General features: G+C 48.2%; 11 protein-coding genes. 7 read left to right on the top strand and 4 right to left on the bottom strand.

The genetic code is table 11. The annotated features are described in order from the left end of the window. The first annotated feature begins 45 nt into the window (after positions 1-45). Together L4C35_RS10160 and argH are read left to right on the top strand one after the other, a co-directional pair. Positions 46-1,254: an argininosuccinate synthase gene (locus L4C35_RS10160; RefSeq protein ID WP_428462758.1), complete on the top strand. Its 1,209-nt coding sequence runs from the start codon at positions 46-48 to the stop codon at positions 1,252-1,254. Between the two features lie 105 nt (positions 1,255-1,359). After that, a complete protein-coding gene (argH, locus tag L4C35_RS10155; RefSeq protein WP_428462757.1) occupies positions 1,360-3,237 on the top strand; it encodes an argininosuccinate lyase in 1,878 nt (625 codons plus the stop codon). Positions 3,238-3,300: 63 nt separating this feature from the next. Here argH and L4C35_RS10150 read toward each other — a convergent pair whose 3' ends face one another. From L4C35_RS10150 to L4C35_RS10140, 3 genes are all read right to left on the bottom strand, one after another. Beyond that, positions 3,301-3,549, bottom strand: a complete 249-nt coding sequence (locus L4C35_RS10150) for a DUF3624 domain-containing protein (RefSeq protein ID WP_428462756.1) — start codon at positions 3,547-3,549, stop codon at positions 3,301-3,303. A gap of 229 nt (positions 3,550-3,778) precedes the next feature. Continuing rightward, positions 3,779-5,242 carry a dihydrolipoyl dehydrogenase gene (locus L4C35_RS10145; protein ID WP_428462755.1) on the bottom strand — a complete coding sequence of 488 codons (1,464 nt, stop codon included), beginning with the start codon at positions 5,240-5,242 and terminating at the stop codon, positions 3,779-3,781. Positions 5,243-5,313: 71 nt separating this feature from the next. Beyond that, the gene (locus L4C35_RS10140; protein ID WP_428462754.1) at positions 5,314-6,045 is read right to left on the bottom strand and encodes a glutathione peroxidase; all 732 of its coding nucleotides are present in this window, start codon (positions 6,043-6,045) and stop codon (positions 5,314-5,316) included. A gap of 180 nt (positions 6,046-6,225) precedes the next feature. On the opposite strand from L4C35_RS10140, the gene oxyR reads away from it, so the two are divergent. Beyond that, entirely contained in the window at positions 6,226-7,125 is a 900-nt protein-coding gene (gene oxyR, locus L4C35_RS10135) for a DNA-binding transcriptional regulator OxyR (protein WP_428462753.1), read from the top strand. Positions 7,126-7,219: 94 nt separating this feature from the next. On the opposite strand, the gene L4C35_RS10130 is transcribed toward oxyR, so the two are convergent. Then, positions 7,220-9,757: a penicillin-binding protein 1A gene (locus L4C35_RS10130; protein ID WP_428462752.1), complete on the bottom strand. Its 2,538-nt coding sequence runs from the start codon at positions 9,755-9,757 to the stop codon at positions 7,220-7,222. Positions 9,758-9,897: 140 nt separating this feature from the next. On the opposite strand from L4C35_RS10130, the gene pilM reads away from it, so the two are divergent. From pilM to L4C35_RS10110, 4 genes are read left to right on the top strand one after another with little or no spacing between them, the layout of a single operon-like run. Continuing rightward, a complete protein-coding gene (pilM, locus tag L4C35_RS10125; protein WP_428462751.1) occupies positions 9,898-10,914 on the top strand; it encodes a type IV pilus biogenesis protein PilM in 1,017 nt (338 codons plus the stop codon). Further along, the gene (locus tag L4C35_RS10120; RefSeq protein ID WP_428462750.1) at positions 10,911-11,516 is read left to right on the top strand and encodes a PilN domain-containing protein; all 606 of its coding nucleotides are present in this window, start codon (positions 10,911-10,913) and stop codon (positions 11,514-11,516) included. The genes pilM and L4C35_RS10120 overlap by 4 nt, the downstream gene beginning before the upstream one ends. Continuing rightward, positions 11,513-12,121, top strand: coding sequence for a type IV pilus inner membrane component PilO (locus tag L4C35_RS10115; protein WP_428462749.1), 609 nt, complete (start codon positions 11,513-11,515; stop codon positions 12,119-12,121). Before L4C35_RS10120 ends, L4C35_RS10115 begins: the two co-directional genes overlap by 4 nt. Further along, positions 12,121-12,654, top strand: a complete 534-nt coding sequence (locus tag L4C35_RS10110; RefSeq protein ID WP_428462748.1) for a pilus assembly protein PilP — start codon at positions 12,121-12,123, stop codon at positions 12,652-12,654. Before L4C35_RS10115 ends, L4C35_RS10110 begins: the two co-directional genes overlap by 1 nt. The last annotated feature ends 2 nt before the right edge of the window (positions 12,655-12,656 follow it).

The following is a 12,656-nucleotide window of genomic DNA, read 5'->3' as shown; positions in this document are numbered from 1 at the left end:
AAGCCAGTGCGGTGAGACCGCCGAAAGGGCAAGCAGGAGAGCAGTATGAGTAAGGTAACGAAAGTAGTTTTAGCGTATTCAGGCGGTCTAGATACATCGGCGATCATTCCATGGTTGAAAGAAAATTACGACTGCGAGGTGGTGGCGTTTGTAGCGGATGTCGGCCAGGGAGATGCCGAGTTGGACGGTATTGAAGCAAAGGCGATCGCATCGGGCGCATCTTCTTGTTACATCGCAGATCTGAAAGAGGAAATGGTCGCAGATTATATTTACCCAAGCTTAAAGACAGGGGCGATTTACGAAGGTAAATACTTACTGGGTACCTCCATGGCGCGTCCTATCATTGCCAAGGCACAGGTTGAGTGTGCACTTGAAGTTGGGGCTGATGCTGTGTGTCACGGCTGTACCGGTAAAGGTAACGATCAAGTCCGTTTTGAAGGCGCCTATGCGGCTTTGGCGCCGCAATTAACCGTGATTGCACCTTGGCGTGAGTGGGATTTGCGTAGCCGTGAAGCCCTCCTCGATTACTTAGCTGAACGTGATATTCCATGCACTGCCTCGTTGGAGAAAATCTACTCGCGCGATGCCAATGCGTGGCACATTTCAACGGAAGGCGGTGTGCTTGAAAATACCTGGAATCAACCGAACGACTTGTGTTGGGTATGGACCAAAGATCCTGAAAAGGCGCCAGAGCAAGCAGAAACGGTATCGATTGTGGTCGACAAAGGTGAAATTGTTGCGGTTGATGGCGAAGCCATGACCCCGTTTAATGCGCTCACTTACCTCAATGAGAAAGGAGCAGAGCACGGTGTTGGTCGTATTGATATCGTTGAAAACCGTTTAGTGGGGATCAAATCGCGTGGCTGTTACGAAACCCCAGGTGGCACCATTATGAACGAAGCGCTACGTGCGGTTGAGCAGTTGGTGCTGGATAAAGAATCTTACGAGTTCCGTGAAAGCATTGGCCTCAAAGCCTCGCACCTTATTTACGACGGTCGTTGGTTCACGCCCCTGTGTAAATCTATTTTGGCTGCCGCCGATGAACTTGCCCAAGATGTGAGCGGTGAAGTAGTCGTGAAGCTGTATAAAGGTCAAGCTACGGTGGTGCAGAAACGTTCACTTAATAGCTTGTACTCAGAAGAGTTTGCGACCTTTGGCGAAGATGAAGTTTACGACCACAGTCATGCTGGTGGCTTTATTCGTCTTTACTCGCTAGCGAGCCGTATCCGTGCATTAAACAGCCAGAAAAAATAATAATCATGATGTCTCGGCCTTTGCTGTTGTCTCCGAATAACAGCGCAGGTCGAGCAAGCCAACAAGCATTGAGCAAGTCGAGCAGTAAAGGACAGGAGAAAGACCATGGCATTATGGGGTGGACGTTTTAGTCAGGCAGCTGACACACGGTTTAAAGAATTTAACGATTCCCTACGTTTTGACTACCGCCTTGCGGAGCAAGATATCGTTGGTTCTATTGCATGGTCGAAAGCATTGCGCCAAGTCGATGTGATCACAGATGCTGAGCAGCAAAAGCTGGAATTAGCATTAAATGAACTGAAATTGGCAGTGATGGAGAATCCTGAGCAGATCTTACGCTCGGATGCTGAAGATATTCACAGCTGGGTGGAACAGCAGCTGATCAGTAAAGTGGGTGACTTAGGTAAAAAGTTACACACTGGCCGTTCACGTAATGATCAGGTCGCAACGGATCTGAAGTTGTGGTGTCGTCAGCAAGGCCAACAGCTGCTCCTGATGCTCGATAAACTGCAAAACCAAATGGTCATGGTCGCGCGTGACCATCAGGCGACGGTTTTACCTGGGTATACCCATTTGCAGCGGGCACAGCCTGTAACCTTTGCCCATTGGTGTTTGGCGTATGTCGAAATGTTTGAGCGTGATTACTCGCGGTTAACCGATGCATTGGCAAGATTAGATACTTGTCCGCTGGGTTCTGGGGCATTGGCGGGCACCGCGTATCCGATTGATCGTGAAGTGTTGGCCCATAGCTTAGGGTTTCATCGTGCAACCCGAAATAGCCTTGATTCGGTGTCGGATCGAGATCATGTGATGGAGCTGCTTTCAACCGCCTCCATCTCTATGTTGCACCTGTCGCGGATGGCTGAAGATTTAATCTTTTATAACTCAGGTGAATCGAACTTTATTGAGCTTGCCGATACGGTGACCTCGGGTTCGTCCTTGATGCCACAAAAGAAAAACCCCGATGCGCTAGAGCTGATCCGTGGCAAGTGCGGCCGTGTTTATGGCGCAATGGCAGGCATGATGATGACAGTCAAAGCCTTGCCGCTGGCGTACAACAAAGACATGCAAGAAGATAAAGAAGGCCTGTTTGATGCGCTAGACAGTTGGCATGACTGCATGGAAATGGCGGCACTGTGTTTTGATGGTATCCAAGTCAATAAAGACCGTACCTTGGAAGCAGCAATGCAAGGTTACTCTAACGCGACCGAGCTGGCTGATTACTTGGTGGCGAAAGGCATTCCATTTCGTGAAGCGCACCATATTGTTGGCGTGGCAGTAGTCGCGGCGATAGAAAAAGGCTGTGCACTGGAAGAGCTGTCACTGGCTGAAATGCAGCAATTTTCTACCGTGATAGATGAGGATGTGTATCCCATCTTAACCATCGACTCCTGCCTCGATAAACGTTGTGCCTTAGGTGGTGTGGCGCCGAATCAGGTTGATTATGCGATTGGCCAAGCCGAGAAGCGGTTAGAGAAGCGTTATTCGCCAAGTGTCAAAGTGCGTGGGGCGCGGCTAACTGATCTCGATGCGATTGAAGGCATGGTGTCGTATTGGTCGGGTTTGGGTGAAAACTTACCGCGTAAGCGTAATGAACTGGTGCGTGACATTGGCTCGTTTGCCGTGACTGAGCATCATGGCGTTGTCACTGGTTGTGCTTCTTTATATGTCTATGACTCAGGGTTGGCAGAGATCCGCTCGCTCGGTATTGAAGCGGGTTGGCAGAACCAAGGGCAGGGCAAAGCCATTGTTGATCACTTGATCGAGAAAGCATCCCAAATGGCGATCAAACGGGTATTTGTTCTGACGCGTGTACCAGAGTTCTTTATGAAGCAAGCTTTTGTGCCAACCTCGAAATCTTTGCTGCCTGAAAAAGTGATGAAAGACTGCGATCGTTGTCCACGGGTGCATGCCTGTGATGAAGTGGCGTTAGAAGTTCGAATGGACAATGAACAGCAAATTCCAACGGTAAACGTGGCTTAACCTATCCCCTCATTACCGAGTCGAACGATGAGTCGATGAGAAGCTAAAAACCTGATGCGTGCGTCAGGTTTTTTTATGGCTGAGCTTCAATTTTAGTGCGACCACAAAGTGTGCCAGTAACAATAGGCTGAAGCTACTCGCGGCAAAAATCAGAGTAATGGACTCCACTGACGTTGGATGTGCTTGATAGCGATAGCCCCAAACGGTCCAGCTAAACAAACTCAATAGGGTGAGTTGCCACATGCATTGGCGGCAACGTCCTAGCTTTTGCTTAAAGCGATTGTGTGTGTCGCGGCAGGTTGAGCAGGCCATGAGTTACCTTGAAGTTAAAGCGAGGGCAAACCTCTAATGTATCAGAGTGTACCGTGCAGCATCAGGTGTGAAAAGCGGGAATAAAAAAGCCCTCACGTGTGAGGGCAAAATGTAGGGGACGGTTCGGTGGAGAGTGAACCGAGTAGTGCATTGTTATTATTCTTGCTATTGGCGCGTAGCAATTTTATACGGATGTGCTCTTTTGTTTCTCTGTCAGTGCTTGGTGTTATTAACAACCTGGGCCACAGTCTAGACAGTGTTTAATCATTTCAGGGCCTAAGTGCAGTTTCGCATTGAGGTCACGCAGCGCAGTACGAACCCCTTCTTCGATCACTGGGTGGTAGAAAGGCATATCCAACATTTCTGAAACCGTCATCTTGTTTTGGTGTGCCCATGCTAATAGGTGCGCTAAGTGTTCTGCGTTTGGCCCCATCATTTCAGCCCCCAAGAAGCGACCTGTACCTTGCTCGCCATACACGTGCAGAATACCTTTGTTTCTTAGCATAACGCGTGAACGACCTTGGTTTTCAAACGATACTTCACCGGTTGCGAAACAACCACAGGTGCCTAAACGAGTGGTAATTTCTTTGTACGTTTCACCGACCATCGCAATTTGCGGGTCAGAGAAGACGGCTGAGATTTTAGAGCGGCGAAGGCCTGCACGGATCTCAGGGAAGCGGCCTGCGTTGTCACCCGCGATACGGGCTTGGTCGGCAGCTTCGTGCAGTAGTGGTAATTGGTTACTTGCATCACCGGCAATGAAAATGTTTGGCTGTGATGTTTGTAGTGTGTAGTGATCGGCTGTTGGTACGCCACGCTCATCTAATTCTAGCGAGGTATTTTCTAATCCAAGTTTGTCGGTATTAGGGCGGCGACCTGTTGCTGCCAGTACGTATTCAACTTCGATGGTTTCGAGTTCACCTTGTTTATTCATGAACTGGATTTCAACCATATCTTGGTCGCCAGAGGTAATGCGCTTCATGCTTTCGACTCTAACATCGGCATCAAGGTAAAACTCTTCATTGAATGCTTTGTTGGCATAAGCCATCACTTCAGGGTCAGTCACAGGACCTACTTGACCACCTAAACCAAACAGTTTGGTTGTTACACCTAAGCGGTGCAGTGATTGACCTAGCTCTAGGCCGATAACCCCCGGGCCAAATACGGCGACTGATTTTGGTAAATCATCCCAGTTAAACACGTCGTCGTTAATGATTAAGCGATCGCCAAGCTCGTTCCAAACACCTGGGTAGGCAGGGCGAGAGCCTGTCGCAATCACGATGCGTTCGGCGTTGATAACAGTATGATCATCAACTTGCAGCGTGGTGTCGTTTAAGAAGGTTGCGTAGCCAGCAATTTTATCTTCGGCTGGGATCTCATCGACACCTTCCAAAACAAAGCCAACGAAGCGATCGCGTTCGCGTTTTACTCGGTCCATCACTTCGCGGCCGTTGATAACAATTTCACCCTGTGGATGGACACCAAAAGCGGGCGCTTTTTCAATGTGGTGAACGCTTTCTGCTGCGGCAATTAGCAGCTTAGAAGGCATGCAACCAACACGGGCACAGGTTGTACCGTAAGGGCCGCCTTCAATCATCACAACGCTATCAGTATGTGCTTTTGCTGCACGGTAAGCGCCTAAACCTGCTGTACCACCACCGATCACAGCTACATCTACATTTAACGTTTTCATTGTTTCTCTCCACATCCACACGGTTGGTGGGGCTAGGCCCCACCTTTTGTTATCAGTTTTACTTTGCAGGCTTACTTGTTTAGGTAGATTTCTAGTTCTTCGCTGCCACCGATGTGCTTACCACCGATGAAGACTTGAGGCACGGTTGTGCGACCAGTAATTGCACGTAGGCTAACGGTTGTTGCATCTTTGCCTAGTACGACTTCTTCGTACTGCAGACCTTCATCAATCAGGTTTTGCTTCGCTTTTGCACAGAAAGGACAGCCAGGCTTAGTGAATACTGTGATTGATGCTTGTTCTTTGTGTTCTGGTGCGATGTGGTTCAGCATAGTGTCTGCATCAGAGACTTTGAACGGGTCGCCTGGTTCGTCGTTTTCGATGAACATTTTCTCAACTACACCGTTTTTCACTAGCATGCTGTAACGCCATGAACGCTTGCCGAAGCCGAGGTCGTTTTTGTCAACTAGCATGCCCATACCGTCGGTGAAATCACCGTTGCCATCTGGAATGAAAGTGATGTTTTCAGCTTCTTGGTCAGCTTTCCATGCATTCATAACAAAGGTGTCGTTAACTGATACACAAAGAATGTCGTCAACACCGTTTTCAGCAAATACCGATGCTAGCTCGTTGTAACGAGGAAGGTGGCTTGAAGAACATGTTGGAGTGAATGCGCCTGGTAGGCTGAATACAATCACAGTTTTATTTGCGAATAGCTCTTCAGTTGTTACGTTAACCCATTGGTCGCCTTGGCGAGTTGGGAAAGTAACTTGTGGAATAGCCTGACCTTCTTTAGATGCGAACATAATAAATTCCTTCATTTAAATATTTGATTCGTTGTTGGTTGTCTCTTTCAACCGGAAGCTTTCTTTGTCTTGTTCCCTGTTGATGTAGCTATTATGTATTTATTGCCTTGATAGCTCTAACTGTTTAAAGCTATAGTTTCGATAGTTTTCATCTATCAAACTGTGAGCTAAGGTGGTTTTATGAATATTCGTGATTTGGAGTATTTGGTTGCACTGTCGGAACATCTTCATTTTCGCAAAGCAGCGGAAGCGTGTTTTGTTAGTCAGCCAACGTTAAGTGCCCAAATTCGTAAGCTCGAAGATGAGTTAGGTGTATCACTGTTAGAGCGTACCAGCCGTCGCGTGTTGTTTACCGATGCCGGATTAAAGCTAGTAGAGCAAGCTCAGAAGGTACTGTTGGAAGTGAAAATCCTGAGTGAACTTGCCAGTCAGCAAGGCGATAGCATGGCTGGACCACTGCATGTGGGATTTATCCCAACGGTTGGGCCTTACTTATTACCCAAAGTGATTCCGTTACTTAAAGAAGCCTTTCCTCAACTTGAACTCTTCTTGCATGAAGCGCAGACCCACCAGTTAGTTGAGCAATTAGAAACGGGTAAGCTCGATTGCATTATTTTGGCGGCAGTCAAAGAAACAGAAGCCTTTGTTGAATTACCGCTGTACGACGAGCCTATGGTGCTGGCGGTACCTGAGCAACACGATTGGGCCAAGCAACCCGAACTCTCGATGCTTGCGTTGAACGGTGAAACCTTGCTGATGTTGGGGGATGGCCACTGTTTGCGTGATCAGGCGATGGGGTTTTGTTTTGCGGCAGGGGCCAATGAAGATGGCAGCTTTAAAGCGACCAGTTTAGAGACGCTTCGCAATATGGTGGCGGCAGGGAGTGGGATCACCTTATTGCCGAAACTAGCAACACCTAAAGAAGCAGTACGAGATGGTGTCAGTTACATTAAATTGCACGACCCAGAACCGACGCGCCTGATCACTTTGGCCTATCGGCCTGGCTCGCCATTGCGCGGTCGCTATGAAAAGATCGCGCAATCCATTAATGCGCATATGGGATCGTTGTTGCAAGCGTAAGATATTCTTTCAAATAGAAATAACCTTAACGATAGCCATCAGATACAAAAAGAGCGCCCTCAGGCGCTCTTCAGTTATTGGTCTGTGAATCGCGTTAGAACAACTCTTCGTCGCCACCAGATTCAAACACACTGCCTGCACTGCTTTGCGAAACGTATTCTTTCGGCTCGGTGCCACGTTTGAAATACTCAAACATTGAGGTGTAATCGGTCTTTTGGGTCAGTAAGCCTGAATCACGATCGATACGGACACGGACAATATCAGACGGCACTTGCTTGCGTTGTTGTGGCACATCTTCCAATGCAACCTTCATGAAGTTGACCCAGGCTGGTTGCGCTGTTTTTGCCCCCGCTTCACCCCCCGAGATCTGCTCTTTGCCGAGGTTGTTATTCCATGAGGCTTTGCCCAACTCACGGCTATGGTCATCAAAACCTACCCAAGCCGTTGCCACAATATTGGGACCAAAACCAGAGTACCAAGCATCTTTAGAGCCATTGGTTGTACCTGTTTTGCCACCGATATCGCGGCGTTTTAAGACCTGACCACGCCAACCTGTCCCGTTCCAACCGCTACCGTGCTTCCAGCTGCCGCCACCCCAAATGTTGCTTTCCATCATTTCACGAACAAGGAAAGCATTCTGCTCTGAGATCACTTGCGGCGCATAATGAACAGCTTGCTTATCATGGGGAAGGGCGTCGTCATTTGTGCCCAATGATTCTTCGCTGATCGTTATGTCATTGACGAACGCGCTTTGCGTTTGTGCTTTTTGGCTGTTTTGCTGTTGGCATTCACTGTTACACACCACGCTTGGGTTAGCCTGGAATACTAAATTGCCATAAGGGTCTTCAACACGCTCGATGAAATAAGGCTCAACGTAGTAGCCACCATTCGCAAAGACAGAGAAGCCTTGCGCCATTTCGAGCGGTGTTAGGCTACCCGCGCCCAGTGCAATCGCTTCAGCGCGTGGAATTTCGTCGCGTTTAAAGCCAAAACGGGTTAGGTAACTAATTGATTCATCCAGACCAACACTGCGTAATACGCGCACGGCCATGACGTTCTTAGACTGAGCTAAACCAAGACGTAAACGGGTAGGGCCGTTATAGGTTGGCGGTGAATTTTTTGGACGCCATGCAGTGCCTTGGCTTTCATCCCAACGGTTAATCGGCGCATCATTGACTAGGGTCGCCAACGTCATGCCATTGTCTAACGCCGCCGAATAAATAAATGGTTTGATGCTTGAACCGACTTGGCGAACGGATTGGGTAGCACGGTTAAACTTGCTATGCACAAAGTTAAAACCACCGACCATTGCTTGTACCGCACCATTTTGCGGTGAGACGGCAATAAAAGCGGTATTGGCATCGGGCACTTGGCTCAGTACCCAGTTATCTTCTTGCTGTTGTACCCAGACTTGCTGGCCCGCTTTTAAGATATCGCTCGCTTTCTTAGGTGTCGCACCTTGGCGAGTATCGGTCTTAAATGCGCGTGCCCACTTCATACCATCCCATTCAAGGGTGATTTTCTCGCCTTTACTGATCATCGCTTGGGCGGTTTTGTCGCTCACCGAGGTGATCACTGCCGCACGAAGTTGACCGTAGCTTGGTTGCTTTGCAAGGTGCGCTTCAATCTTAGCGTTATCCCATGCTTGGCTTTTGTTTTTCCATAAGGTCGCCACTGCACCACGATAACCGTGGCGTTGGTCATAGTTGAGTAGGTTATCAATAGCTGCTTGGTGAGCCGCGCGCTGCAGCTTAGCGTTCACTGTGGTGTAAATACGCATACCCGAGGTGTAGGCATCTTCCCCGTAGCGTTCTACCATCCATGCACGGGCGCGTTCTGCAAAATACGGCGCGCTAAGTTCTATCTCGGCCCCATGGTAGCGAGCCACAATCGCTTCAGAACGAGCCTGATCAAATTCAGATTGGCTGATGTAACGCTCATCCAACATTCGGCGCAATACCACATTGCGACGGTGGGTAGAGCGATCTAGTGAATAGATAGGGTTCATGGTTGACGGTGCTTTAGGCAAGCCAGCAATGACGGCGATTTCGCTTAAGGTCAATTGATTAACCTCTTTGCCAAAATACACTTGCGCAGCAGCCCCTACGCCGTAAGCGCGGTAACCTAGGTAAATTTTGTTCAAGTAAAGCTCAAGAATTTCATCTTTTGTCAGCAATTGCTCGATGTGAATCGCGATGAAAATCTCTTTAATCTTACGCATGATCTTCTTCTCATTAGAGAGGAAGAAGTTACGCGCAAGCTGCTGAGTAATGGTACTCGCCCCTTGCTTGGCTGAGCCCGAGGTTGCAACAACAAACGCCGCACGCGCAATACCGATTGGGTCAATCCCTGGGTGCTCGTAATAGCGACTGTCTTCCGTTGCAATGAATGCATTGAGCATTTGTGGCGGAATGTCTTTCAATGCCAGAGGGATCCGGCGTTTTTCACCAAACTGCGAGATCAATTGACCATCCGCACTAAACACCTGCATCGGGGTTTGTAGTTCGACATTCTTTAATGTAGCCACATCAGGTAATTCCGGTTTTACGTATAGATAAAAACCGAAAATTGTACCGACTCCAAGAATTATGCAAATTAATGCAAGTATTAGTAATCGCTTTATGAACTTCACTTGAGATTTCCCGTTACGCCATCATTCGACCGTTCAATATCTTACAACCAATAGTATAAAGATAACTTCATGAAAATTAATGCCATCGATGGTGTTATTTGAATTTATTTGCTTTTTCACTATCAGGAGCATAGCACGGTATGTTTCATAACCCTTTCAGCGTTGGTATTGATATTGGGCATCATAGTGTCAAAGCGGTGGCATTAGCTCAGAAAAAGGAAGCTGTTGAGCTGGCAGCTTTTGCCGAAGTTGTCCTGCCACCTTTGGTGATCAACGATCAGCATAACGTGAATGCAGAACACTTGTTGTCAGCGATGCGTCAAATCAAAAAGCAATTGCCACGCCCTGCGAGACACGTCGCACTAGGGCTGCCAGATAGCGCAGTCATTAGCAAAATTATTCAGCTCGACACAAATTTGAATAATGATGAACTGGAGTTCGCAGTAGCGCAAGCAATTGGCGCTTCGTCGCCCTTTCCGCTCGATGATCTCCACTTGGATTTTTTTCCACTGGATGGGACTGAAATGGCCCCCGCACTCGCGACCCAACCTTATCAAGTGTTTGCCTCTCGTAAGGAAACCATAGATAACCGCGTGGCTGTGTTGACCAAAACGGGCCTGAAAGCCACCGTTATGGAGTTGCAAACCCACGCTTTATTGTGGTTGGCAAAGCATAGCCGAGAGGCTGAGCGGTTAGAAGGGGTGTATGGGGTGATTGATATCGGTAAGCACCATACTGAGTTTTGTGTGGATCCACCTGATACGATGGCCTTTCACCGTGAAATTCCTTTTGGTTCATCATGGTCCGATAAAGAAAGTTCGGCTCGGTATTTAGAAGATGAACTGACGGTATTCCCAACGATAGATCATAGCGATGCCGAGCGTTTTACTCAGCAACTTGCCGATCAGCTGCGCCGTCAGATCCAGCTCTATCATTCGACTCATCCCCGTTTTCCTCTAGCAGGGTTATGGCTGTGTGGTGGTTGCCAGTCACAGATATTAGAAGATGTACTCGCTCGTATGCTCAATCTCGATATCCGCTGGTTGAACCCCTTCCAGCGTTTTGCCGTGAGTCGCAAGATCGCGCTTGAACCACAGCGACAGTATTGCCAGTTTGGTGTGGCAACGGGGCTAGCGCTGCGAGGTGCCTCGCGATGATTAAACAAATCAATTTACTGCCTTGGCGCGAACAGCAAAGATTACAGCACAAGAAACGCTTCATTGGCGGCATGGTGAGCACCTTGCTGTTGGTGCTTTTTGTCCAAGTGGGTGTCGCCCAATATTTTCTTGAGCAGCACAGCATTCAGCAAGCGCGCAACCAAACGTTGCATCAAGAGATCGCCGTATTAGAACACCGTCTTAGTATTTTACCTGAGCTAGATCGCCAGCGTGATGCGCTTAATAAACGGCTTCACGTGATTACCGATATTCAACGAGAGCGCAACCGAGTGACGCGTTTATTCAGCGTGCTGCCAGGTCTTATTCCACAAGGGGTGTATTTAGAATCTTTGGTGCTGAACCAAGGCACGGTTGATTTACACGGTTTAGGTGATTCTAACGGTCGATTGGCGACGTTTTTAGGCAATATTGAAAAAACGATTTGGCTTAATGATGTTGCGATGCACTCGATTGTGGCGACAAAAGGTGATGAACAGCAGGATTTGACTCGATTTAATGCCTCATTTTCGATGTTAGAGCGTGGGGCGATAAAGCAAGCTGACAGCTCCACTGCAGAACAATTGGTCAGGAGAAGACAATGAGTCAGTGGCAAGATCTCGAATTGGATGAAATCTTTGATTGGCCACTTGGACCTCAGTGTGTGGTCTTAGTGTTGGTGGCCGCTTTACTCTCTGCTGGTGGTCACTGGTATTGGCAGCAACCACTTAATGATGAATTAGAGCACCTTAAACAAACCGAAATAGAATTACGTACCAAAATCAGCAACCGAGCAGCGCAAGTGGCGGCGTTACCTAAAATGCAGGCGCAGGTTGAAGAACTGAATCGGCGTTACCAACGAGTGATTAAGCAACTGCCAGAAGAAGATGAATTGGCCAGCTTCTTGGCTGGGATCAACGATGTTGGGGTTCGAAATGGGCTTGAATTTCAACGCATCGAGTGGGCGCCTACGCGTGAAGACCAATGGTATTACGAACTCCCCATTAATATGGAAGTCACTGGCAACTACCAACAAATGGGGCGGTTTGCCTCATCGGTTGCCAAGTTATCACGGATTGTGACCTTGAAAGATATCGACTTGTCGGTGGTGTCATTGACTCCGAATGAGGAAGTCTTGTCGTTAAAGGTATCGGCAAGCACCTATCGTTTTAAGCCGCCGACAGACAGTGACGAAAAGGAGCAGCCGTAATGAAAAAAGGATTGCTGTACGCATCAATTGCCTTGTCATTAGTTGGCTGTCGAGCAAATACCGACTCACTCGACCAATTTATCAGTGATGCTCATACGCACGCCAAGATCCAGGTTGCCCCCCTGCCAGAGCCTTACCATTTTGTTGCCGATGACTTTGTTATGACCAGCGATCGTATTCCGTTTGTGCAACCTCAACCTGAACAAATTGATGGTCAAGAAGCGCAAGGTAAAGATTGTTGGCAGCCTGACAATAACCGACGGCCTCAATCGTTAGAGCGCTTTCCGCTCGATCAGTTGGCGATCAAAGGGATCATGGAAGGGGGGAAGCAACGCTGGGCATTGATTTATACCCCTGAGTCGAAGTTAGTCAAACTGCGCGAAGGGCAATATATCGGGCTTAATCATGGGCGGGTATTAAAGGTCACTCCACAATTTATAGATATTGAAGAAATTTTATCAGACGGCAAAGGGTGTTGGTTGAAACGTGAAACCCAACTGGCACTGAAAGCCGAAGATACACCTGTATTTTAAGG

This window comes from Photobacterium kagoshimensis (assembly GCF_050337045.1).
GTDB classification, from domain to species: domain Bacteria; phylum Pseudomonadota; class Gammaproteobacteria; order Enterobacterales; family Vibrionaceae; genus Photobacterium; species Photobacterium kagoshimensis.
The sequence above is the reverse complement of the archived record's forward strand: the minus strand, read 5'-3'. Positions and strand labels throughout refer to the sequence as shown.

Coding starts and splice junctions, on each gene's coding strand:
- L4C35_RS10140 (WP_428462754.1), bottom strand. CDS start 6,045: ATGTTCGCATCTAAAGAAGGTCAGGCTATTCCACAAGTTACTTTCCCA.
- oxyR (WP_428462753.1), top strand. CDS start 6,226: ATGAATATTCGTGATTTGGAGTATTTGGTTGCACTGTCGGAACATCTT.
- L4C35_RS10115 (WP_428462749.1), top strand. CDS start 11,513: ATGAGTCAGTGGCAAGATCTCGAATTGGATGAAATCTTTGATTGGCCA.
- L4C35_RS10150 (WP_428462756.1), bottom strand. CDS start 3,549: ATGGCCTGCTCAACCTGCCGCGACACACACAATCGCTTTAAGCAAAAG.
- argH (WP_428462757.1), top strand. CDS start 1,360: ATGGCATTATGGGGTGGACGTTTTAGTCAGGCAGCTGACACACGGTTT.
- L4C35_RS10110 (WP_428462748.1), top strand. CDS start 12,121: ATGAAAAAAGGATTGCTGTACGCATCAATTGCCTTGTCATTAGTTGGC.
- L4C35_RS10160 (WP_428462758.1), top strand. CDS start 46: ATGAGTAAGGTAACGAAAGTAGTTTTAGCGTATTCAGGCGGTCTAGAT.
- L4C35_RS10120 (WP_428462750.1), top strand. CDS start 10,911: ATGATTAAACAAATCAATTTACTGCCTTGGCGCGAACAGCAAAGATTA.
- pilM (WP_428462751.1), top strand. CDS start 9,898: ATGTTTCATAACCCTTTCAGCGTTGGTATTGATATTGGGCATCATAGT.
- L4C35_RS10145 (WP_428462755.1), bottom strand. CDS start 5,242: ATGAAAACGTTAAATGTAGATGTAGCTGTGATCGGTGGTGGTACAGCA.